Origin of the sequence: Kitasatospora sp. NPDC089509 (genome assembly GCF_044749365.1) — a bacterium.
GTDB lineage: Bacteria > Actinomycetota > Actinomycetes > Streptomycetales > Streptomycetaceae > Kitasatospora.
In genome coordinates, this window is the sequence record NZ_JBIVHS010000003.1 from 93,215 (window position 1) to 116,263 (window position 23,049).

Annotated in this window: 14 protein-coding genes; 6 read left to right on the forward strand and 8 right to left on the reverse strand. The window is 71.7% G+C overall.

Annotation, left to right across the window (positions count from 1 at the left end; all coding sequences use genetic code 11):
- Positions 1-68: 68 nt before the first annotated feature.
- The 3 genes from ACIP4P_RS06735 (at position 69) to ACIP4P_RS06745 (ending at position 2,062) form a co-directional block, all read left to right on the forward strand.
- Complete coding sequence (locus ACIP4P_RS06735; RefSeq protein ID WP_400915469.1) at positions 69-650, forward strand: TetR/AcrR family transcriptional regulator; 582 nt, start codon at positions 69-71, stop codon at positions 648-650.
- A gap of 144 nt (positions 651-794) precedes the next feature.
- Positions 795-1,004 carry a DUF6243 family protein gene (locus ACIP4P_RS06740; protein WP_400915471.1) on the forward strand — a complete coding sequence of 70 codons (210 nt, stop codon included), beginning with the start codon at positions 795-797 and terminating at the stop codon, positions 1,002-1,004.
- Between the two features lie 209 nt (positions 1,005-1,213).
- Positions 1,214-2,062, forward strand: a complete 849-nt coding sequence (locus tag ACIP4P_RS06745; RefSeq protein ID WP_400915472.1) for a patatin-like phospholipase family protein — start codon at positions 1,214-1,216, stop codon at positions 2,060-2,062.
- A gap of 76 nt (positions 2,063-2,138) precedes the next feature.
- Here ACIP4P_RS06745 and ACIP4P_RS06750 read toward each other — a convergent pair whose 3' ends face one another.
- Together ACIP4P_RS06750 and ACIP4P_RS06755 are read right to left on the reverse strand one after the other, a co-directional pair.
- Positions 2,139-2,924: a DUF4239 domain-containing protein gene (locus ACIP4P_RS06750; RefSeq protein WP_400915474.1), complete on the reverse strand. Its 786-nt coding sequence runs from the start codon at positions 2,922-2,924 to the stop codon at positions 2,139-2,141.
- Positions 2,925-3,156: 232 nt separating this feature from the next.
- Positions 3,157-3,480 (reverse strand): hypothetical protein, encoded by a 324-nt coding sequence (locus ACIP4P_RS06755; protein ID WP_400915475.1) that lies wholly within the window; start codon positions 3,478-3,480, stop codon positions 3,157-3,159.
- 232 nt (positions 3,481-3,712) lie between these two features.
- On the opposite strand from ACIP4P_RS06755, the gene ACIP4P_RS06760 reads away from it, so the two are divergent.
- Positions 3,713-4,378, forward strand: a complete 666-nt coding sequence (locus ACIP4P_RS06760) for a hypothetical protein (protein ID WP_400915477.1) — start codon at positions 3,713-3,715, stop codon at positions 4,376-4,378.
- Between the two features lie 52 nt (positions 4,379-4,430).
- Here the strand turns inward: ACIP4P_RS06760 and ACIP4P_RS06765 are convergent, their stop codons facing one another.
- The gene (locus tag ACIP4P_RS06765) at positions 4,431-5,513 is read right to left on the reverse strand and encodes a helix-turn-helix domain-containing protein (RefSeq protein ID WP_400915479.1); all 1,083 of its coding nucleotides are present in this window, start codon (positions 5,511-5,513) and stop codon (positions 4,431-4,433) included.
- Positions 5,514-5,858: 345 nt separating this feature from the next.
- Positions 5,859-7,907 (reverse strand): trypsin-like serine protease, encoded by a 2,049-nt coding sequence (locus ACIP4P_RS06770; protein WP_400915480.1) that lies wholly within the window; start codon positions 7,905-7,907, stop codon positions 5,859-5,861.
- A 623-nt stretch (positions 7,908-8,530) separates the two neighbouring features.
- Between ACIP4P_RS06770 and ACIP4P_RS06775 the strand changes: the two genes are divergently transcribed.
- On the forward strand, positions 8,531-12,628 hold the full coding sequence (locus ACIP4P_RS06775) for a polymorphic toxin-type HINT domain-containing protein (RefSeq protein WP_400915481.1): 4,098 nt from the start codon (positions 8,531-8,533) through the stop codon (positions 12,626-12,628).
- 124 nt (positions 12,629-12,752) lie between these two features.
- Here ACIP4P_RS06775 and ACIP4P_RS06780 read toward each other — a convergent pair whose 3' ends face one another.
- Positions 12,753-13,685, reverse strand: coding sequence for a LysR family transcriptional regulator (locus tag ACIP4P_RS06780; protein ID WP_400915483.1), 933 nt, complete (start codon positions 13,683-13,685; stop codon positions 12,753-12,755).
- Between the two features lie 175 nt (positions 13,686-13,860).
- Between ACIP4P_RS06780 and ACIP4P_RS06785 the strand changes: the two genes are divergently transcribed.
- Positions 13,861-14,706 carry an alpha/beta fold hydrolase gene (locus ACIP4P_RS06785; protein ID WP_400915484.1) on the forward strand — a complete coding sequence of 282 codons (846 nt, stop codon included), beginning with the start codon at positions 13,861-13,863 and terminating at the stop codon, positions 14,704-14,706.
- A gap of 211 nt (positions 14,707-14,917) precedes the next feature.
- Here the strand turns inward: ACIP4P_RS06785 and ACIP4P_RS06790 are convergent, their stop codons facing one another.
- The 3 genes from ACIP4P_RS06790 to ACIP4P_RS06800 form a co-directional block, all read right to left on the reverse strand.
- Positions 14,918-15,379 (reverse strand): hypothetical protein, encoded by a 462-nt coding sequence (locus ACIP4P_RS06790; RefSeq protein WP_400915485.1) that lies wholly within the window; start codon positions 15,377-15,379, stop codon positions 14,918-14,920.
- A 76-nt stretch (positions 15,380-15,455) separates the two neighbouring features.
- Complete coding sequence (locus tag ACIP4P_RS06795; protein WP_400915487.1) at positions 15,456-16,247, reverse strand: maleylpyruvate isomerase family mycothiol-dependent enzyme; 792 nt, start codon at positions 16,245-16,247, stop codon at positions 15,456-15,458.
- A gap of 187 nt (positions 16,248-16,434) precedes the next feature.
- On the reverse strand, positions 16,435-22,881 hold the full coding sequence (locus ACIP4P_RS06800; RefSeq protein ID WP_400915489.1) for a hypothetical protein: 6,447 nt from the start codon (positions 22,879-22,881) through the stop codon (positions 16,435-16,437).
- Positions 22,882-23,049: the final 168 nt, after the last annotated feature.

The following is a 23,049-nucleotide window of genomic DNA, read 5'->3' on the forward strand; positions in this document are numbered from 1 at the left end:
GCGTTCCGTTTGACTCGGGCTTAGACTACCCCGACGACCGACTCAAATGGAACGTGATCCGTTTAGACATGACCGCCGAACCGTCCCCGGAAGCCCACCAGCCGCTGCGCGCCGACGCCGCGCGCAACCGCGAGACCGTGCTCGCGGCGGCCACCCGCGCCTTCGCCACCTCCGACACCGAGCCGTCGATGCGCGCGATCGCCCGACAGGCGGGCGTCGGCGTCGCCACCGTCTTCCGCCACTTCCCGACCCGGGAAGCCCTCGTCGACGCCGTCTACCAGGACCAGGTCGTCCGACTGACCGCCGGGGCGAGCGAGTTGCTCGCCGACCACCCGCCCGCGCAGGCGCTGCGCCTGTGGATGGACCTGTTCGCGGAATGGCAGGCCACCAAGCACGGCATGACCGACACCCTGCTCGCCATGATCGATTCCGGCGAGATCTCCCTCGCCCACACCCGACAGGAGCTCCTGTCGGCCATCACCACGATCCTCGACGCCGGCGCCACCACCGGGGACATCCGCCCCGACGCCCGCGCCGACGACGTCTCCGCCGGCATCCTCGGCATGCTCGCCGTCGCCGCCAGGTCCGGAGAACCCGCACAGGCCCAGCGCCTGCTCGACCTGCTCATGGACGGCCTCAGACCACACTGAGCCCGGGAGCACGAGAGGGGCAGCCGCAGGCGGGTGGCGAAGGCCCGGCCGACGCCGGGGGAGCGAAAAGGCTGGTAGGTGGGGTCGACGGACCCGGGTAACGTTCCGTAGATCACTTCACATCGTTGACCGGAGACCCTGACCATGAGCAAGAACATCAACAACCCCGTGGGCATGGGTGGCGGCCAGCGCAAGAGGCTGTCCCGCACCGAACGGCAGAACAACGGTCCGCACCGCAACCTCGACCGCCAGGGTGCGGCCGACCAGAAGGCGGAGCTGGTGCGAAAGATGCGCGACAAGGCGGGCACGGCCGAAGACGCCGCGCAGACGGGCGACGACACCGCACAGAACTGACGCACCGCCGCCGCAGGGGGCACGCGGCAGGGCCCGGACCGCGACGCGCGGTCCGGGCCGACGACAGCCGGGCCCACCTCTTCCGCGAATCCCGGGATCACCACGCGGATGGGAATGTACGGTTCAACCGCCGTGTTCCGCCCGTCGATACGCGCGAGTACGGTTCGCGGTGTCGAGACGGACCGGAAGAAGAGGAACGGGGGCATCAGGTGGGGCGGGAGAAGGCTCTTGTGCTCGGGGGCGGCGGCGTGGCCGGGATCGCCTGGACGTTCGGCGTGCTCGCCGGGCTGGCGGACGGCCCCTCAGGCGTCGACGTCAGGACGCCGGACGTGGTGATCGGCACGTCGGCGGGCTCGGTGGTGGCGGCGCAGCTGCGGCCCGAGGTGTCGCTGCTGGAGCGCTACGAGCACCAGATCAAGCCGCGGCCGGACGGCGCCGAGACGGAGCTGACGCCCGTCGGGATCGACCTTCAGGACCTGTGGCTGCAGCTCACCGAGGCGCGGACCGGCACCGACGATCCGCGGGAGCAGCGGCGTCGGGTCGGCGCGCTGGCGCTGGCGGCGTCGACCGTGGACGAGGCCGCGCGGCGGGCGTCGGTGGCGGCCCGGCTGGCGCTGTCCTCCTGGCCGGAGGGCGATGTGCGGATCACCGTGGTGGACGCCCGCACCGGCGAGGACGTGGTGTTCACCCGCCAGTCGGGCGTCGACCTCCTCGACGCGGTCACGGCCAGTTGCGCGGTGCCCGGTGTCTGGCCGCCCGTCACGATCGGGGACCGCCGGTACGTGGACGGCGGCGTGCGCACCATGGTGAACGCCGACCTCGCCACGGGCTTCGACCGGGTGCTGATCCTCGCCCCGCTCGCCACGCCCGACCTCGACCAGGAGGTGGCCGAACTGGCACTGCACTCCCGGGTCGTGGTCATCACCGCCGGCGAAGCCGCCCAGGCCGCCTTCGGCACGAACCCGCTGGACCCGAGCACCCGCGCCCCCGCAGGCCTCGCCGGCTTCGCCCAGGGGCAGGAGAACGCCGAGGCCGTACGCGCCCTGTGGACCGAGTAGCGGTCTGCACGGTCACCGAACCACTGTTCCGACCCCCGACCCCCGGCCACCGGCTCGGGCACGCCGTCCCCGGCGGTCACCAGAAGCGGGCGAGGGCGCTGTCCTTGAACGGCTGGGGCGAGACGCTGAGGTCTCCGGAGAAGGGGTGGTCGAGGACGATGACGAGGAGCAGGCTGAAGCCGATCAGGGTGGCGACGGTGCCGACGAACAGGAGCCGGGCGGGCCGGGCGCGTACTCCGTAGAGGAAGGTCAGCATGGTGATCACGGCGGCGCCGCCGAAGACGAGGACCTGCAGCAGCGCGGGCAGGCTTCCGTGGCTGTCGGCGATGCGGGTGCGGCGCAGGGCCGCGACCTCGTTGAGGCTGTCCAGGGCCTTGGTGTAGAAGGCCTGCTCGGACGTGGTCCGGGGTTCGTAGTCGGTGAGGGCCCGGTACAAGCCGTCGACCGCGCGGGTGGTCACCGCCGAGTCCCCCTTTCCCGTCCGCATCAGGGGCCACTGGTCCTCGACGACGGCGTGGACGTAGTCGTGGACGGCGGTGTCCACGGCCTGGCGGGTGACGGGCGGGAAGGCCTGCGCGTCGCGGGCGATCTGGGAGACGGCGCTGGCCTCGCCGGCCACGACGTGCCCGGCGTCGTGCAGCTCGGTCCACAGGTTGACCACGACGAACGCCAGGATGATGCCGTAGATCGCGCCGAACACGCCCAGCAGTACCCCGACCATCTCGTTGTACCCGCCGTCCGCCAGCCGCGGGAACCAGCGCACCGCCAGCACGCTGCCGGCCAGCGCGGCCAGCAGGAACCCGCCGACCACCAGCGCGGTCAGCGGCACGGTCGGGACGTGGTTGAGCAGCCACAGGTCCAACGCGTCTGAACTCCTTGCGGGCCGGGGCCCCTGATGGGCTTTCGCCGCCATCATCATCCGAGCCGCCTCGCTTGACTACTTTTCGTACATCTGCGCTTGCGATGCGTCATCATCTGGACGGGCCCACGCCGCCGGGGACGTGTCGTGGGACCGCCCGGCCGGTGTGGTCCGGCCGGGCGGCCTTCCTTGTCGGACCGTACGTGGTGCCCCGGGGTGAGGGCCGGTCAGCCGGTCACCAGTCGTGGTCGTCCTGGGTGGCGGTGTAGCCGTTGAAGCGCAGGTCCTTGGCGACGCCGCTGGTGGCGGGCGGGTTGGGGCCGGTGTAGGAGGGGCAGGTGGCGACGCCGTGGGCGTCGGTGGTGGCGGTGCACAGGACGGTGCCGTGGCCGGTGCTGCCGCTGGTGAAGACGAGGGTGGCCCGTCGGCGGTTGAAGGCGGTGTCGGTCGCGGTCAGCGCGGTCGCGGTCGGGGCCGGGGTGACCGCCACGCCTTCCGGCCCGGTGCCGACGGGGATGGTGGCGGTCACGGTGTTGGTCGCCGTATCGATGACCGTCACGCTGTTCGCGAACGTGTTGCGCCGGACCCGGCACGGTCGCCGAGTTCCCCGGAGCCGATCCGCCGGCCGTCGCACGAGCCGAGGTTTGAGTACGCGTACTCATGCGGCACCCGGAGGCACCGGTGGAAGATCATCAAGGCCGCACCGCGCGGCCGCCGCCAGGCCTGCCCACGCCGACTAAGGCGCTTCCGCCTCGGCCGGCACCCGACCGTCATTCCCCGGGGGACCTTTCTTGCGCTCCGCAACCGCACTCCGCACCGCCGCCGTTCCGGCCGCCGTCGCACTCGCCCTCGTCCTGACGGGCTGCGGCCCCGACAACAGCGACGGCCCGGCCGGCGCGGCCACCACCACCGCGGCCCCGGCCACCGCGCCGCCGTCGACGGCCGGCAGCGCGCTGCCCGGCATCACCGCCGCACCGACCACCGCCACCCCCACGGCCCCCAGCCGCTTCGCCGACGCGCTCGCGCCGACCGCCACCGCGAAGGGCACCTTCGCCGACCACGAGAAGGGCGACATCTCCCTCACCATCGGCCCCGTCAAGGTGGTCAAGGGCGACATCGCCGACCTCGCCAAGTTCCTCAAGCCCGAGGACATGGCCGGCAAGACCCCGTACTACGTGCACGTCACCTACACCCACACCGGCGGCAACGGCATCTTCGAGCCCTACTTCAACCTCCGCCTGCACGCCATGACCGGCGACACCACCCAGGCCCGCAAGGTCGACCTGCTCAGCGCCTTCCCCACCTGCGAGAGCGACGTCCCCCAGGGCGGCAAGGACTTCGTCAAGGGCCAGAGCGACCACGAGTGCGCCGTCTACCTCGCCCCCTCCGACAAGCCCGTCCAGTACGTCGCGTGGCTCGACAAGGACGACAAGCCGCTCGCCTGGAAGGCCGGCTGACGCCGGACCGGCCCGGACCGGCCCGCACCCTCAACTCGCGGTCAGGAGAACGTCATGGCCCGTCCTGCGGGGGGACGCCACGCGGGAGTTCCCGCGCGGGGCCGGTCTCGATGCCGCCGCCACCGTCCACCGCCACCCCCGTGAGCAGCGCCTGGCGGCGGCGTTCACGGGGTGAGGTCCCGTACTGGGCCCTGTACGCGCGGCTGAACTCGGACGCGCGCGGGATGCCGCAGGCGGCCGCGACGGCGTGGACCGGGGTGTCCCGCAGGGCCGGGTCGGCCAGGTCGCGATGGGCCCTGGCCAGGCGCTGGCGGCGGATCGAGGCGGCGACGGTCTCGCCGCCGGAGTGCCGGGTGAACAGGCGGTGCAGCTGGCTGACGGAGACGTGGTGCGCGGCGGCGATCACCGGTGGGGTCAGTTCGGGGTCGTGGAGGTTGCGCCGGACGAACTCCCGGACGGTCTCCACCAGGGCCCGCTGCCGGGACTCCTCGGGCAGCGTGTGTTCGGCTTCGAGTTCCCCGGCGATCCAGGCCGCCGTCAGGTCCGTCACCACCGTCCCCAACCGCGCTGCCTCCGCCGGCCGCAGCGCGCCCCCCTGGCGGTCCAGCCCGACCAGGAACTGCCCGAGCAGCGCCCCCGCACCCGCCCGCGCGGAGAGCCTTCGCCCCAGCAGGCCGCGCACCAGACGAGGGGGCACCGGCAGTGACGACTGGGACAGGTTGATGCCCACACCCGTGACTCGCTGAACCTCCCCGTCGGGGTGCCGGTCCCCGACCATCCGCACGTCGTGCGCAGTGGAGGTGTCGATGAGGGCGAGGTCCCCGACACCGAACGTCGCCACCTGGTCCCGGCCGCGTCTGAGTCCGTGTGTTCCGGAGGTCAGCAGCGTCAGGTAGTACTGCTCCCGGTCCGAGCGCCGGATCATCCGCTCCGTACTCAGGAACCGCGCCGACGGGAACGACGACCCCACCAGCGCGACCGGCCCCAGCTCCACGCACCGCAGGTCCGCCTCGAAGCTGTCGGCGTGAGCACTGGTCATCTCGCACTCCCGCGCCTTCCCCAACTCATGCCGCCAGCGCTCGAATCGGTCCTTCGCAGACAGACCCTTGTCCCACGGTTCCCCCCGAACCACCATCTCCGACTTCGTCCTCCCCGGAAACGACCCGCACCCGACTGGCCGGGCTCCCCCGCCGACATCATTCGCTCCCCGAGGAGCGCGGAAACCATGGGCGAGGCGGTTTGTGCGGGTGCGCAGGAGACAGGAGACAGGAGACAGGAGACAGGAGAGGCAAGCGAATCGTTGCCGGAGCAGCCGGCCGCTTCGACGTCCGGACGGATCGGATGGATTGGACGGATCGGACGTCAGACGGCCGGGCACTCCGCACGAACACGGCCGCCGGGCTCTGTCCAAGCCCGGCGGCGAGTAGTGGCGGAGCGAGGTGGGCGCCCGGGAACCCCGGGCGCCCCTCGATCGGGACGGTCAGCCGGTGGTGGTGGCCGTGATGGCCGTCACCCCGGTGGCGCCGCCGGGGATCTCGCGCCACGGTGTCCACGTGCCGGCGTTGTAGTCGGCGTCGCGGCTGTAGACCTTGTTGTCCTCGTTGACGGCGACGACGTGGACGACGTTGCCCTCGGCGCTGCTGCTGATCGCCTTCAGGCGGTTGTCGCTGACCTTCTGCCACTGCGGGTCCCAGTAGCCGAGGTCGTAGTGGCCGTAGGTGGTGAACAGGTCGCCGAGGCCGCCGATGATCTGCAGGTCGACGGTGTTGCCGCGGGCGGCGGCGGTGATGCCCTTGACACCGACGGCGCCGCCGGGGATCTCGATCCACTGGGTCCAGCTGCCGTTGGCCGGCTTGTCGCGGGTGTAGACCCTGCCGTCGGTGCCGACGGAGTACAGGTGGACCGTGTTGTCGGGAGTGGTGGCGCTGCTGAGGTGGTCCGCGGTGTTGTCGCCGAGCTTCACCCAGCCGCTCCAGCTGCCGGTTCCGTTTCCGTAGTCGCCGGTGGCGTCCCACACCGTCTTGTCCGAGCCGATGATCTGGAGGCTGACGGTGTTGCCACGGGCGGTCGCGGTGATGCCCTGGACGCCGGCGGCGCCGCCGGGGACCTCGCGCCACGGGGTCCATGCGCCGCCGACCTTGCCGTCCTTGGTGTAGACCCGTCCGGCTCCGGCCACGAAGACGTGCACGGTGTCGCCGATCGTGACACTGTCCACCGCGGTCAGCGCACTGCTGTCGATCGGCGACCACGAGCCGAGCCAGCTGTTCGTCCTGCGGTCGACGGCGGTGTCCCACAGCCCGGTGTTGCCGCCGACGATCTGGACGTGCAGGCCTGCCTTGACCTCCGCCGTACGGTAGCTCAGCACCTTGACCCAGGGCCCGAGGTCGTCCACGCGGGTGGCGTTGGCGCCGGTGCGGGTCTCGGTCGAGGGGGTGTCCAGGCAGCCGCCCTGCCAGGAGCGGGTGGCGATGGCGGCGAGCTCCGTGCTGCCGTTCGTGCCGCGCAGGGTGGGGGCGCCGGCGTCGCCCTGGCAGAGCGCGGCCTGGCCCGCGGCGGGCGCGGTGTCGACGGCGGTCGCCGTGACCGCGCCGACGGTGTGGGTGGTGGTGTGCAGCTTCGTGGGCACCCAGTCGGTGGCGGTGCGGCCGTAGCCCGGGATGCGCAGGGTCTCTCCGGCCGTGGGCGCGGTGCCGGCGATCACGGCCGGGGTGATGCCGTCGACGGGCGTGGCCAGCCGGGCCATCACCAGATCGCGGTCGGTGCGCGGTACCAGCTCGGCCACGTCGACGACGGCGCCGGTGCCGGTGTTGGTGAGGTCGGTGCGGCCGACGGTGGCGGTGGTCCTGTCCTTGGGCGGGCCGGCGGTGACGGTGGACAGGTCGTTCGGGGTGTCGGTGAAGCAGGACGCCGCCGTCATCAGCCAGTACCGGTCCACCAGTGTGCCGGTGCAGGAGCGCTTGCCGTCACCGACGTTGACCTTCGCCGCGAAGGCGAGGGCGGGGTCGGTGGGCTGGGGCGCGGGCGCGGGGGCGGTGGATCCGGTGACACGCAGTTCGAGGACCACCGCCCGGCTGTTCGGGTCGAGCGTCTCGCCGATGCCCTTGTCCCCGCCCGCAGCGACGTCGACCGTCTCGGTGGGCTTGTGGTCCGTCGACAGGCTCGCCCGCACCGAGCGGCCGTACGTGCTGACCCGGTACGCGTTCGGGATCGACAGCGCCAGGTACCCGGAGGCGCCCGGTGCGGCGAAGCAGACCTCGTCGTTCGGGTTCGGCGGCGTGGTGATCGCCCGCACCTTGATCTGGAAGCTCCCGGCCTTGCCGCAGTCGGTCAGCGTGATACCCCCGTCGCCACGGGTCAGGGTGATCCCCCGCGCCGCCAGGATCTGCGCCGAACCGGGGTAGCCGAAGGTCTCCACCGCGGCCGACGGCGCATCCGCCGCCGCGGTCGGCGCGGCACCGGCGGGCGCCGCCGAAGCGGTGCCCCAGCCCGCCACGGTGGACAGGACGAGAGCGGTCGCCACGGCTGTCATGCCGCGATTTCCTGCAAGGTTCTTCATAACTCCTCATCGGTTCGAGAGCGATTCAAGAGCGGTTCGAGAACGGTTCGATAACGGTTCGAGACATCACCAGGAATGAGGTTCTCCGGTACGAGAACCCAAGGAATCGACTTAAGACCCGCCCACGAGTGTGGCCGCATTGACACGGAATTCGTCGCGAGTGGCTCCCGGTGAATTCTGGCAGGGGCACGGCCCGGCTTTTTGTGCACTGCGTCGACAGTCCTGTGCACTGCGTCGACAGTCCGGTGCGCCCCACCGACCCGTGACGGCGGCCGACGGCCGGCGGTCACCGCGCCGCACGGCGCCCCGAGCACGCAATCCGTTCCCGCACCGCACCCCGCCCGGTCGACAGGCAGGGCGCACATCCCCGGCAAGGCGGCTGAAACAGACATTTGCCGCTGCTTTGCCAGCGCTTGATTCGATCGTCGAAGCGGACTCTCATGGAGCTCCACCACTGCGGTGAACGGATGCGTACGGCCAGACCGGAGGAATTCCCGCGGCCGTGTTCCGCGCTGCCCGGAATCAATCCGTCCGATATGGCTACGTCCGATATGGCGCCGTCCGATACCACTTCGTCCGAATTTTGCGAGGAAAACATGAGTTCAGCTTCGACGGGCTTGGAACAGCGGGGAAGGAGGGCCGGGCTGAGGCTGCTGTGCCGTACGGTGCTGCCGGTCGCGCTGCTCGCCTCCACCCTCTCGGTCGCCCCGGCCATGGCGGACGGGACGACGCCCGCGCCGCCGCTGACGGACCGTGGGCGGGTACTACAGGCTTGGAAGGACGGTGGCCCGAGCGTCAAGGCGGCCGCCGAGATCGCCCTGACCGGGTCCGCGGACCAGGTCCGGCTGTTCCTCGGCACGCCGCAGAGCCCGCAGGACGGCGAGCTGGCCAAGGCCGAGGCGAAGGACACCCGGGCGGCCCTCCTGCAGATGGTCACCGCCGGCGGCCCCCGGCTGCGCGCGGCCGCCGAGACGGCGCTCGCCGGCACCGACCAGGGCGTCGCCGCCTTCGCCAAGGACGGCTGGAAGGCCCCGCTGGAGCAGGACCAGCGGGTCCTGGTCTCCCAGATCGCCGAGGCCGCCGGCCCCCGGACCAAGGCCGCCGCCCTCGCGGTGCTGGACAAGCCGGTCACTGACATCCAGGCCTTCCTGGAGCAGAGCCGGTTCTCGCTCCAGGAGTCCGACAACCGGGTCCGGGTCTCGCAACTCCTCGAAACCGGCGGCCCCGCGACCCAGCAGGCCGCCCGGATCGCCCTCGACGGCAGCGCGGAGGAGATCCGCACCTTCCTGGAGACCGGTCAGCCCATCGCCGCAGCCCGGGACCAGGAGCACGCGACCGTCGACCAGTTGGTCCAGCAGGCGCAGCAGGCCGGTGCGGAGGCGTCACGCAAGAAGGACGCCGCCAAGGAGGCCTCCGACCGCGCCGTCGAGGCCGCCGCCCTCGCGAAGAAGGCCACCGACGAGGCCGTCGCCGAGACCCTCGCCGCCAAGGACGACGCCCAGCGGGCGACGGCCGCCGCCAGGCGCGCCGCCGAGGCCACCCAGCGCGCCGCCGACGCGGCCCGGGCCTCGATCGCCGCGGCCCGGGCCGCCGTCCAGGCCGCCAACCGCGCCTCGGTGGCCGCCGGCCGGGCCGCGGCCGCCGCCGCCGGCGCCGCCCAGGCCACCACCCGCGCGCTCGCCTCCGCCGCCGCCGGCAAGGTCGACGAGGGCGCGGCCGCGGCCGCCACCCAGGCCGCCGCCCAGGCGCGCGCCGCCGGCGCCACCGCCGACAACGCCTCCAAGGCCGCGATCGAGGCCCAGTACGCCGCGGAGAAGGCGGCGTCAGCCGTCGCCGACGTGAACGCCACCGCCGACGCGGCGGACCAGGCCGGCAGCTACGCCGACCGGGCCGGGGCCTCGTCCGTCGAGGCCAGGCAGGCCGCGGCCAAGGCCCGCCGCAACGCCGGCGAGGCGACCCGCTCCGCCAACGCCGCCGCCAAGTTCGCCAAGGAGGCCGGCCAGGCCGCCGCCGAGGCCCGGGACGCCGCCAACTCGGCCGCCGACCGCGCCACCAGGGCCGCCGAGTCCGCGCGCAACGCCGCCGCCAACGCGGGCAACGCCACCAACGCGGCCCAGCAGTCCGCCGCCCACGCCGACAGCTCCCGGCAGGCCGCCGACGCCGCCGATGCCGCCGTCACCAAGGCCCGCCAGGTGCACACCCAGGCGCTGGCCGCCGAGACCGAGGAGCAGAACTCCCGCACGGCCGACGGCATCGTCCAGGCCCAGGACCTGAAGGCCGACTACGACGCCGGCCGGCGCGCGGCCGACGACGCCACGGCCGCGGCGCTGCGCCTGGACCAGGACGCGGTGCAACTCGCCGCCCGCGCGTCCCAGCCCGGCACCGACCCGGCCACCGTGGTCGCCGACGGCCGCAGGATGGCGCTCGCCGCCCTCAAGGTCCGCGGCCCGTGGGCCAAGTCCGCCGCCGAGTACGCCCTCAGCGGCAGCGACGAGGCCGTGGTCGACTACGTCCGCACCGCCTGGCAGACCTCGTCCGAGCAGGACGAACGCACCGAGGCCCGCCGTCTCGCCGACAGCAGCGAGTACGACGCCGTCCGCACCGCGGCCCGCACCGCGCTGGCCGGCGACGGCGCCGCGGTCCACGCCTTCCTCCAGACCGGTCGGCACACCGCGGCGCTCAGCCAGTACCGGGTCAAGGTCTCCCAGCTCATCGAGACCGGCGGTCCCCACCTCCAGGAAGCCGCCAAGGCCGCACTGGAGACCAACACTCCCGACGCCCTCGTCACCTTCCTCGCCCGCGGCCGGTACGAGGCCAAGGCCGTCGACGACCGCCTCACGGCCTCCCGGCTCATCGAGACCGGCGGCGCGGAGGTCAAGTCCGCCGCCCGGATCGCCCTGGAAGGCCCCTACCCGGTCCTCACCGACTTCCTGCTGATCGGCCAGTCCCAGGCCCAGCAGCAGGACAACCTGACGGCGACCCACGTCGCCTCGATCGACAACGCCGTCAACGGCGCTTCCCAGGTCGCGGCCCTCGCCCGGCAGAACGCCGCCCAGGCCGCCCAGTACGCGGCCGTCGCCGCCGGGGCCGCCGACGCCGCCAACACCGCGGCGGCCCAGGCGAACGCCGCCGCCAACGCGGCCGCCGGCTACGCACAGCAGGCCAAGACCGCCGCCGACAAGGCCGACGCGTCCGCCACCAAGGCCGCCGGCTACGCCGCCACCGCCCGTACCGCCCAGGCCACGGCCAACCGGGCGGCCGAATCCGCGCAGAACTCGGCCACCTACGCGGCGGCCAGCGCGGCTGCCGCGCGCGGCTCCGCCGACCTCGCGTACGCGGCGGTCGCCTCCGCCCGCCAGTCCGCCGAGAACGCCGGGAAGAGCCGCGACGAGGCCCGCTCCATCGCGGAGAGCGCCCAACTGGACGCCGTGCGGCAGGCGCAGCGGGAGGACGCGATCCGACGGATGGCGGAGCAGGTGGCGGGGTCGGTGCTGCACGAGTACAACGCTCCGGCCGAGCTCTTCCGGAGCTGGTACGACAGGTTCTCCACCGTGGGTCACGCCGCCCTCGGCGTCGCCAGCTACATCCCGGAAATCGGCGTGGCCGCCGCAGTCGTCAACTGCGCCTGGTACGTCGGCGAGTACTTCGCCGACTACAGCAGCGCCTTCGACGTCTTCACCAACTGCACCCCTGTGAAGGCCGAGAAGGACGCGGTCAAGTGGGGCCCGAAGCTCAAGGACGCCGGCGTCGCGGTCGGCAAGTGGGCCGCCGACCAGGGCAGGAAGGCGGCGGCGCAGGTCCGGAAGTTCCTCGACCGCATTCCCGGCTTCAACAGCTTCCCCGCCGGCACCCTGGTGCTGATGGCCGACGGAACGACCCGCCCGATCGAGCAGGTCCACGTGGGCGACGCCGTCGCGGCCGCCGACCCGCAGACCGGCGTGTCCGGCCCGCGGACCGTCCGGGCGACCATCTCCAACCCGAACGACACCGAGTTCACCGATCTCACCGTCGCCGGCCCGGACGGTGGGACGTCCACCCTCACCGCCACCGACAACCACCCCTTCTGGGCGCAGAACAGCGCCCGGTGGACCGAAGCGGCCGACCTGCGGCCCGGCGACACCCTGCACACCGACACCGGTGCGGCCGTCCGGGTCGTCTCCGTGGGGCACCGGAGCGCGCCCGCCCCCGCCTACAACCTCACCGTCGACGAACTGCACACCTACTACGTGCTCGCGGGCGACACGCCCGTCCTGGTCCACAACGACGGGCGGGAGAAGTTCGCCGAGCAGATCCTCGGCAGGCTTCCCGCCTGGCAGAAGGGCGGCACCGCCTGGGGAACCGTCATCGTCCAGGGCTGGGAGGGGGACTCCTACCCGCTCAGCGGCGCGTTCCCGAGCGGGGAGGGCGTCGACGCCCAGGAGATCGCCGCCTTCCTGCACTCCTCCGGCCCGGCCAACGGGCTCGTCGAGACGAAGCTCGCCTGGCAGATGGTCAAGAACCGGATGTCGCTCGGCGAGGTCGTCATCAACGACCCCCAAGGCCTGTGCGACATCGACGGGGACCGGACCGCCTGCCTGAGCGCCGTCCGATCGATCCTCCCGAAGGGCTACCTCCTCAGGGTGTGGTGGAAGGACCCGGCCGGCGCCATGCAGTGGCAGGAGCTGACCGGGACGCGTGACCTGACCACGGTCTGAGGTTCGTTCTCCTCCGGCCTTCTCCGGCGTCTCCGGCTTCTCCGGGACGCAGGTGGGCGCGGTTTCCGCGGGACGGGTGGGTCCGGTCCGCGGGAACCGCGCCGGTCCTCCGGCACGGCCCGGATCACCTGTAGGGCCGGAGCCGGTCGTCGAGTACGGCACCGACGTCGGGGCAGTTCCTCCGGACGGTGTCGAGGAAGGCGCGCAGCACCGGGGAGGGGTCGCGGGCCGCGAAGGACAGGACGAGATCGGGCAGGGGCGTGCGCGGGGTCACCTCGCAGAACCGCACTCCCGGACGCGGGACCGCCCTCATCCGGGACGGCCCCAGGCCGACGCCCACGCCGGAGGCGGCCAGGCCGATGATCGTGTGCACGTCCCTCGCGACGGTCGCGCCGACGAGGGCCGGTGAGTCCGCGCCCAGCAGGGTGCGCAGCCCGGCGACGACTGCGGGCTCGTCCTCGCCGGCCGACACGATCAGCGGCTGGTGCCGCAACTGGTCGACGTCGACGGATGGTTGACCCGCGTACGGGTGCGCCGTGCTCACCACGGCGATCACGTGGTCGCGTCCGATCGGGACGGACACCAGGTGCTCGGCTCCGGCCCCCTGGGGCGGGCCGAGGGTGACGGCCACGTCCAACTCCCCGGCCGCGAGGGCGGTGCTGCTGCGGCTGGTCGCCATCTCGTGCAGTTCCAGTCTCACGTCGGGCCGTTCACGGCCGAACCGGCTTAGGACGCCCGGCAGCGGGTCGAGCAGCGCCGAGGCGATGAAGCCGAGGCGCAGCCGTCCCGTCTCACCGCGCGCGGCCCGGCCCGCGTCGACCGTGGCCGCCGCGATCTCGTCGAGCGCCCGGCGCGCCCGCGTCAGGAACGCCTCGCCGGCGGCGGTCGGGAACACTCCCTGACGGGTGCGGTCGAACAGCCGGGTCCCGACCTCGCGTTCCAGGTCGGCGATCTGCTTGGACAACGGCGGCTGGGTGATGCCCAGTTCGTCGGCGGCCCGGCCGAAGTGTTGCTGTTCGGCGAGGGCGACCGCGTACCGCAGGTGTCGCGCTTCCATGCCCCGCCCCCGCCCTCGCCCCGTCGGTCCCATCGATGCCATCGGTCCCATCGATGCCATCGGTCCCATCGATCCCATTGATCCCATCGCCGCCGGCGATTCCTCGAAGATATCGCCGTGCCACTCATCGGATCTATGCGTGGATGGCGCTTCGGTTCCGGTCTGGAATGGAGCCATGAAGAACGCGACTCCGACCGGTACCGTCTTCGTCCTCGTGCACGGCGCCTGGCACAGCTCCGGACAGTGGGCGGCGACCCAGCGCGCCCTGGCCGGACCGGGCGCCGCGAGCGTGGCCGTCGACCTGCCGGGGCACGGCTTCGACGCACCCCTGCCCACCGGATACCTGCTGCCCGGCCAGCCGGGACTGCCGACCGAGAGGTCCCGGCTCGCCACCCTGACGATGGACCACTGCGCCGAGGCCGTCCTGAACGTCCTACGCCGGGTGCGCCACCACCGCACCGTCGTGCTCGTCGCGCACAGCGCGGGCGGCGGTCCCGCGTCCCTGGCCGCGGAGCGGGCGCCCGAGCTGGTGGACCGGATCGTCTACCTGTCCGCGTTCGTCCCGGGCGGACGGCCGCGGTTCGTCGACTACCTGAGCACACCCGAGAACGCCACCGCGCGGGGCCGGAGCCTGCACCTCGGCGACCCCGACGCCCTGGGCGCCATCCGGATCAATCCGCTCTCACCGGATCCCGCCTACATCGACGAACTCCGGGAAACCCACTACCACGACACCCCCCGGAACCGTTTCGACCGCTGGCGCTCCGCGCTGAGCCCCGATCTGCCACTGGCGATCCCGACCACTCCGGTCACCCTGACCGCGGCACGGTGGGGACGGATTCCACGAACCTTCCTGCGCTGCGCCGAGGACCGGGCACTGGCACCGGCCGCGCAGGACCTGATGATCGCGGAAGCCGACCGGGCCTTCCCCGACAACCCGTTCACCGTGCACACCCTCCCCGGCAGCCACAGCCCCTTCGCCGCCCGCCCGACCGAACTCGCCGCGGCCCTCGCCCGGTAGGACTGACGTACTGCCGGGGACTGTGGACGGTCACGTCGCCCCGGGGGATCTGGTCACATAACTCCCCAGGTGCGCACGTTGGCCGGCGTTGGTGTCCTCAGGTGTGTGATTCCGCACGGGCTCGCTCGCGGTCAGTCGGTCGATTGAGGGGAGCGATCTGTTCGCGGAGCCGGTCGCCTCGTCACGGGCCGCGGGCCTGCCGAACGGCTGATCACCCCTCCGCCGGCTCGAATACGAAACGGAACTGCTCCGCCACGCTGAGCAGTTCCGTTTCCGTTTGTTCGCCCGACTCCAACAGGCTTCCCCAGAAGACATGGAGCATGAAGTCGCGCGACGGCCCACCGAGATCCAGCGTCAGACCGGCAGGGCCGGAGAACAGAGTCCATGCCTCGATGCGCCCCGTAAGAGACCTGTAGGGAGCCCTGGCGATGAGTCTGCACCCGTCCGGGCGGGCCGGCTTGTCAGTGATCTCAAGGGTCACGGCCGCATAGTGTTCCCGAATCGGGCTTCGAATCTTGATCGCCCCGTCGGTCAGCGTGATGCCCGGAACATCGCCGCACAAGGGAAGGTCCATCCAGTCGCCGTCCTCGGCGAACTCGTCCTTTTCCCAGAGCCCGAACTGCGAACGTTCAACCGAAACCAGACCTGCCGCCTCGGCGGGAAATGACCGCATATCGCCGATCCTTCTACACGCCTGTCACGCCGGATGAGCCGACGACGCGGCCGGGCGCCGCGTCGTCGACCACGCCTCACGCGTTCGGGTCCCAGGCGACGAGCCGCTCGAAGATGACCCGGTCGCCGTCGATCTTCACCGAGCCCAGCGGGGTGCGTCCGTAGAACCACAGGACCAGCTCACCGGCCGTGCCCTGGGCGGAGGCGTCGGCCGGGGCCAGGGCCTCGCCCTCGCCGACAGCCGGGAGGCGGACGGCGCGGGCGCCGTTCGCCTCGACCGTGAAGCGCCAGGAGCGGCCCTCGGTGGCGTGGTAGTCCACGACGGCCGGCTCGTGCGGCCAGACGCCCGACCACGCGCAGCAGGTGAACAGGAAGTCCTCGACACCGTCCAGCGCCACCTCCGTCGGCAGCGGCTGCGCGGCGCCCACGGTGAGCTGGGCGTCATAGGTGTGCATCGCGATCTCCTGGAGCTGGTGCCGGGCGACGGCACCGCTGGTCCGCGGCGACTGCGAGGCACCCCACCACGTCCAGCACTCGGCGTCCGGGCCGACCTCCCGCAGGGTGTCCAGCAGCTCCTGCGTCGACTCGGCCAACCAGGCCACCAACGCCTCGCGCTCCCGGGGCGCCTGCGCCTCGGCGCGCGCCGTCACGGCCTCGGCCGGCGGGGCGTCGGCCGGACCGGCCTCGACGACGGCGGCCCAGAACGGGCGGCCCGAGCCCACGTGCCGCGCCAGGTCGAACAGCGTCCACTCGGGACAGGTCGGCACCTGGGCGTCCAGACTCGGCGCGGCGGCGATCGCGGCTCGGAAAGCCGTCGCCCGCTCGTCGATCAGTCGCAGCAGGTCGGGGAGTTCGAGATTCTTCTGCACAACGGCTGTCTATCACCGCACACCGGCGGCCGAAAGCGAATTTCCTTCGAGACCAGTGGTGAACACGGCCGACAAACGGCGGTTCCCGCCATCCGTCGTGGATGGCGGGAACCGCCGTTCAGGCCCTGGCCCCTCGGTCCGGCAGACGTGCCGGGTGGGGGCTCAGGGGGTCGAGCGGGTGGTGCGGTCAGCGCTCACGGCGGCGCCTACGGGCGAGGAGCAGTGTCCCGCCTCCTGCCGCCACCAGGACCGCGGATGCGGCGAGCGCCACCGTGCTGGTGCCGTCGCCGGTGGGCGGCAGGTGACCGCCCGTGCTCGGCACCTCTGTTGCGGACGGCGGGGAGACGGGGGGCTCGCCGTTCAGCGGGGTGCCGGTGGCGGTGGCCGCGTTGGTCACCTTGCCCGCGTCGACGTCCGCCTGGGTGACCGTGTAGCGGGCCGTGCAGGTGACATTGGCGCCCGGGGCGAGGGACTTGGCGGCCTCCGGGCAGGTGACGACGGGCTTGGCCCCGGTGCCGGAGAAGCTCGTCTCGGTGACGGTGACGTCGGCGAGGGTGACGTTCCCGGTGTTGGTCACCAGGAAGTCGTAGTGCACGACGTCACCGGCCTTCGCGTACGACGTCTCCTCCGCCTTCTTCACCAGGGCGATGCCGGGGTTCGGCCGGCTGGGGACCTCGGTCCGGGACGGGGGCGAGACCGGCGGCGGACCGGACGGCGGAGTGCCCGTCGCCGTCGCCGCATTGGTGACCTTGCCCGCGTCGACATCCGCCTGCGTGACCGTGTACGTGGCAGTACAGGTGACGTTGGCGCCCGGGGCCATCGACTTCGCCGTGTCCGGGCAGGTGACGGCGGGCCTCGTACCGGTGCCGGAGAACTCGGTCTCGGTCACCGTCACGTTCGTGAGGGTGACGTTGCCCGTGTTGGCCACCACGAAGCTGTAGTGCAACACCTGTCCCGGAGCCGTGAACTGCTGCTCCGTCACCGACTTCACCACGGTGATCGCCGGAACCGGCTCGCCCGGGACCTGCGCACCGGACGGCGGGGAGACCGGCGGCGGACCGGACGGCGGAGTGCCGGTGGCCGTCGCCGCGTTCGTCACCTTCCCCGCATCGACATCCGCCTGCGTGACCGTGTACGTCGCCGTACAGGTGATGTTGGCGCCCGGGGCCATCGACTTCGCCGTGTCCGGGCAGGTGATGGCCGGCTTCGTACCGGTGCCGGAGAAGGCCGTCTCGGTCACCGTCACGTTCGTGAGGGTGACGTTGCCGGTGTTGGTCACCACGAAGTCGTAGTGCAACACCTGGCCCGGGGCGGTGAGTTGCTGCTCCTCCACGGTCTTCGCCAGGGTGATGGCAGGGTTGGGCCGGCTGGGGACGTCGGTCCGGGACGGGGGCGAGACCGGCGGCGGACCGGACGGCGGGGTGCCCGTCGCCGTGGCCGCGTTGGTGACCTTGCCCGCATCGACGTCCGCCTGGGTGACGGTGTACGTCGCCGTACAGGTCACCTTCACGCCCGGCGCCACGGACTTCGCGGCATCAGGGCAGGTGATGACCGGCTTCTTGCCAGTACCGGAGAAGGCCGTCTCGGTCACCGTCACGTCGGTGAGGGTGACGTTGCCGGTGTTGGTCACCACGAAGTCGTAGTGCAGGACATCGCCGGCCTTCCCGTACGACTTCTCCTCTGCCGACTTCTCCACCGAGATGCCGGGCTTCGGCGGACTGGGGACCTCGGTCTGCGACGGGGGCGAGACCGGCGGCGGGCCGGACGGCGGGGTGCCGGTGGCCGTCGCCGCGTTGGTGACCTTGCCCGCGTCGACGTCCGCCTGGGTGACGGTGTAGGTGGCCGTGCAGGCCACCTTCACGCCCGGCGCCATCGACTTCGCCGCATCAGGGCACGTGACGGTGGGCTTGGCGCCGGTGCCGGAGAAGCTCGTCTCGGTCACCGTGACGTCGGTGAGGGTGACGTTGCCGGTGTTAGTGACCAGGAAGTCGTAGTGCAGGACGTCACCGGCCTTCGCGAACGACTTCTCCTCAGCCGACTTCACCAGCGCGATGCGGGGGCTCGGCACGCTCGGGACCTCGGTCTCCGACGGCGGTGACACCGGTGGCGGGCCGGACGGCGGGGTGCCGGTGGCCGTCGCCGCGTTGGTGACCTTGCCCGTATCGATGTCGGCCTGGGTGACGGTGTAGGTGGCCGTGCAGGTCACCTGGTCACCGGGCGCCATCGACTTCGCGGTGTCCGGGCAGACGACGGTCGGCTTCGTGCCCGTGCCGGAGAACGCCGTCTCGGTCACCGTCACGTTGGTGAGCGTGACGTTGCCCGTATTGGTGGCGACGAACTCGTAGTGCAGCACCTGCCCCGGGCCGGTGAACTGCTTCTCCTCCACCGACTTCACCAGGGTGATGGCCGGGTTCGGGGGGCTGGGGACCTCGATCTCGGACGGAGGCGAGACCGGCGGCGGACCGGACGGCGGAGTACCCGTCGACGTGGCCGCGTTCGTCACCTTGCCCGCGTCGACATCCGCCTGCGTGACCGTGTACGTCGCCGTACAGGTGACATTGCCGCCCGGGGCAAGAGACTTCGCCGCGTCCGGGCACGTGACGGCCGGCTTCGTGCCGGTGCCAGAGAACGCCGTCTCGGTCACCGCCACATTGGCGAGGGTGACGTTCCCGGTGTTGGTGACCAGGAAGTCGTAGTGAAGGACGTCGCCCGTCTTCCCGTACGACTTCTCCTCAGCCGACTTCACCAGGGCGATGGCCGGGTTCGGCGGACTGGGGACCTCGATCTCGGACGGAGGCGACACCGGCGGCGGACCGGACGGCGGCGTACCCGTCGCCGTCGCCGCGTTCGTCACGTTGCCTGCGTCGACATCCGCCTGCGTGACCGTGTACGTCGCCGTACAGGTGACATTGGCACCCGGGGCAAGGGACTTCGCCGCGTCCGGGCAGACGACGGTCGGCTTCGTGCCCGTGCCGGAGAAGGCCGTCTCGTTCACCGCCACATTGGCGAGGGTGACGTTCCCGGTGTTCGTGACCAGGAAGTCGTAGTGCAGAACGTCGCCCGCCTTCGCGAACGACTTCTCCTCCGCCGACTTCACCACCGAGATGGCCGGGTTCGGCGGACTCGGGACCTCGGTCTGCGAAGGCGGGGAGACCGGCGGCGGGCCGGACGGCGGAGTACCGGTGGCCGTCGCCGCATTGGTGATCTTCCCTGCGTCGACGTCGGCCTGGGTGACGGTGTAGGTCGCCGTACAGGTGACATTGGCGCCCGGGGCAAGGGACTTCGCCGCGTCCGGGCACGTGACGGCCGGCTTCGTGCCGGTACCGGAGAACGCCGTCTCGTTCACCGCCACATTGGCGAGAGTGACGTTCCCGGTGTTGGTGACCAGGAAGTCGTAGTGCAGAACGTCCCCGGCCTTCCCGTACGACTTCTCCTCAGCCGACTTCACCACCGAGATGGCCGGGTTCGGCGGGCTCGGGACCTCGACCTGCGACGGAGGCGACACCGGCGGCGGACCGGACGGCGGAGTACCCGTCGCCGTAGCCGCGTTCGTCACCTTCCCCGCGTCGACATCCGCCTGCGTGACCGTGTACGTCGCCGTACAGGTCACCTTCGCACCCGGCGCCATTGACTTCGCCGCATCAGGGCACACAATCGTCGGCTTCGTCCCCGTCCCTGAGAACGCCGTCTCGGTCACCGCGACATCGGCCAGGGTGACATTGCCGGTGTTGGTGACCAGGAAGTCGTAGTGCAGAACGTCCCCGGCCTTCGCGAACGACTTCTCCTCCGCCGACTTCACCACCGAGATGCCGGGGTTCGGCGGGCTCGGCACATCGGCGTGCGAAGGCGGCGACACCGGCGGCGGACCGGACGGCGGAGTACCCGTCGCCGTCGCCGCGTTCGTCACGTTGCCTGCGTCGACGTCCGCCTGGGTGACGGTGTAGGTGGCCGTGCAGGTCACCTGAGCGCCGGGGGCCATCGACTTCGCCGCATCGGGGCATGTGATGGTCGGCTTGGTCCCCGTCCCCGAGAACTGCGTCTCGTTCACCGCGACATCGGTGAGGGTGACGTTGCCCGTGTTGGTGACGACGAAGTCGTAGTGCAGCACCTGCCCGGGGCCGGTGAACTGCTTCTCCTCCACCGACTTCACCACGGTGATCGCCGGGTTCGGCGGGCTGGGGACCTCGGTCTGCGAAGGCGGGGAGACCGGCGGCGGGCCGGACGGCGGCGTACCGGTGGCCGTAGCCGCGTTCGTCACCTTCCCCGCGTCTACATCCGCCTGCGTGACCGTGTACGTCGCCGTACACGTGACCTTCGCGCCCGGCGCCATCGACTTCGCCGCGTCCGGGCAGACGACGGCCGGCTTCGTGCCCGTGCCGGAGAACGCCGTCTCGTTCACCGCGACATCGGTGAGGGTGACATTGCCGGTGTTGGTGACCAGAAAGTCGTAGTGCAGGACATCGCCCGCCTTCCCGTACGACTTCTCCTCCGCCGACTTCACCACGGAGACGGCCGGGTTCGGCAGACTGGGGACCTCCGTCTGCGACGGAGGCGACACCGGCGGCGGACCGGACGGCGGCGTACCCGTCGCCGTCGCCGCATTGGTGACCTTCCCCGCATCGACATCCGCCTGCGTGACCGTGTACGTCGCCGTACACGTGACCTTCGCGCCCGGCGCCATCGACTTCGCCCCGTCCGGGCACACCACAGTCGGGGGCGTCCCCGTCCCCGAGAACTGCGTCTCGTTCACCGCCACATTGGTGAGGGTGACGTTCCCCGTGTTGGTGACCAGAAAGTCGTAGTGCAGGACATCGCCCGCCTTCGCGAACGACTTCTCCTCCGCCGACTTCACCACCGAGATGCCGGGGTTCGGCGGGCTCGGCACGTCGACCCGCGAAGGCGGGGAGACCGGCGGCGGGCCGGACGGCGGCGTACCGGTGGCCGTCGCCGCGTTCGTCACCCTCCCCGCGTCGATGTCGGCCTGGGTCACCGTGTACGTCGCCGTACACGTGACGCCGGCGCCGGGCGCCATCGACTTGGCCGTGTTCGGGCAGACGACGGTCGGCTTCGTGCCCGTCCCCGAGAACTCCGTCTCGGTCACCGCGACATCGGTGAGCGTGACGTTGCCCGTGTTGGTCACCACGAACTCGTAGTGCAGTACCTGCCCGGGCCCGGTGAACTGCTTCTCCTGGACCGTCTTGACCAGGCTCAGCGCTGGTTTCGCCGGATTCGGGGTGTTCGTGAACGTGCAGAGGATGTTCGGGCTGGGCCGCTCCGGCTGGGCTGCGGGGAAGGGGAGGGTGATCGTCGTCCCGTTGCCCGAGGCCACCGCGGCGTTGTCGTTCGCGGTGTCGACACAGGCGTACGTCGACGTGTAGTTCGCCAGGTCCGCGCCCGAGGCCCCGGTCTCGGCGAGGGTGTAGGTCTGGCCGGGGCGGCCGATGACCGGGCCGGCGGACTGGGGCTGGATCCCGGTGGCGGTTCCGGCGGTGGTGGCCTTGTTGTTCTGGGTGACGCCGCCGCCGGTGATCGAGAGCGCGAACTGGTCGTTGGAGGAGGTGGTCTGCGCGAAGCGGCCGACCACGTTCTTCTGCAGCGCCAGGGTCGGGTTGAGCGCGCAGGAGGCGAGGTCCGAGAAGAGCGCCGTGTTGGCACTCATCGACGGGCCGGCCGTGACCTTGCCGGTGTTCGGATTGATCCGCTCCAGCTGCGCCCTGGTCGTCCCGTCCGGCTGCCTCCTGTTGAAGGAGACGTACAGGTTGCCGGCGTTGTCGAACGCGTCGCCGTTGTAGGAGTCGGCGGTGGGGTTGGTGATCGAGCTCAGCTTCTGCAGGGTCAGCCGCTGGCTGCCGGGGGTGGTCGGCATCGGGCCCTGCACCAGGGACAGCACGGTGTCCGTGCCGGACTGCGCGAGGACGTACATGTTGCCCGCGCCGTCGAAGGTGATGTCGCCGTTGGGGAAGCCGGCGCTGTTGAAGGGGAGGTTGAACGTTCCGACCACGCCGATGAAGGTGTTGGTCGTCGTGTCGAACCCGTAGAGCGTGCCGACGCCGGGAGAATTCGCGGTGCCCGCACCGTAGTTGGCGAAGTAGAAGATCCCGTTGTCCGGGTTGACGGCCCCGGCGACGAAGAACGGCTGGTTCAGGCGCACCGGGTAGGACGCCCAGGTCCCGGTGGCGGCCGTGTAGGCGTACACGAACGCGTTGCCGTTGGCGTCCGGGTAGTTGAGCGCGTAGGCGGCCGTGCCCCCGTTGGTGATGCCCAGCGCGTTGGCGCTGAACGACCCGGCCGGGAAGGTGCTGACCGTCGTCGGGGTCACCTGGGCCGGGCCGATCGCGCCGGTGCTGACGGCGACGAGCCTCGACGGGCTGCCGGAGGACTGCTCGATCCCGTAGATCGTGCGCCCGCTGCAGTCGAGGGTGTCACCGGCGGCGCGCGGGGCCCGGTGGCCCTCCCGGGCCCGGTGGCCGGTGCCGGCCACGGCGAGCGGGGAGAGGGCCAGGAGCAGACCGGCGGTGACCGTGCCCGCGATGACGGAGCGCCATCTCGACCCCTGACCCGGCGCCCCGGTCGGCTGCGGTCTCGCGTGGGGGGCGGCCGACTTGCGGTCGCGTGGTCGACGTAGGAAGCGCATGTCATCCCGCCTTGTCGGGTCAGCCTCTAATGATCAAAAAGGCAGGATGACTATGCGGGCGGGAGGCATTCACCCGTCGGTGAACACACCACCGAGAGCCCGAACTCGACCTGTTCGGACGCTTCCAGGGGCCCCTTGGCCGATAACTGGGCACATGAGCATATGAGT

Excerpts from the sequence above, each read along its gene's own strand:
- ACIP4P_RS06735 (WP_400915469.1), top strand. The coding sequence starts at position 69 with ATGACCGCCGAACCGTCCCCGGAAGCCCACCAGCCGCTGCGCGCCGAC.
- ACIP4P_RS06740 (WP_400915471.1), top strand. The coding sequence starts at position 795 with ATGAGCAAGAACATCAACAACCCCGTGGGCATGGGTGGCGGCCAGCGC.
- ACIP4P_RS06765 (WP_400915479.1), bottom strand. The coding sequence starts at position 5,513 with ATGGTGGTTCGGGGGGAACCGTGGGACAAGGGTCTGTCTGCGAAGGAC.
- ACIP4P_RS06770 (WP_400915480.1), bottom strand. The coding sequence starts at position 7,907 with ATGACAGCCGTGGCGACCGCTCTCGTCCTGTCCACCGTGGCGGGCTGG.
- ACIP4P_RS06775 (WP_400915481.1), top strand. The coding sequence starts at position 8,531 with ATGAGTTCAGCTTCGACGGGCTTGGAACAGCGGGGAAGGAGGGCCGGG.
- ACIP4P_RS06780 (WP_400915483.1), bottom strand. The coding sequence starts at position 13,685 with ATGGAAGCGCGACACCTGCGGTACGCGGTCGCCCTCGCCGAACAGCAA.
- ACIP4P_RS06785 (WP_400915484.1), top strand. The coding sequence starts at position 13,861 with ATGAAGAACGCGACTCCGACCGGTACCGTCTTCGTCCTCGTGCACGGC.
- ACIP4P_RS06790 (WP_400915485.1), bottom strand. The coding sequence starts at position 15,379 with ATGCGGTCATTTCCCGCCGAGGCGGCAGGTCTGGTTTCGGTTGAACGT.
- ACIP4P_RS06800 (WP_400915489.1), bottom strand. The coding sequence starts at position 22,881 with ATGCGCTTCCTACGTCGACCACGCGACCGCAAGTCGGCCGCCCCCCAC.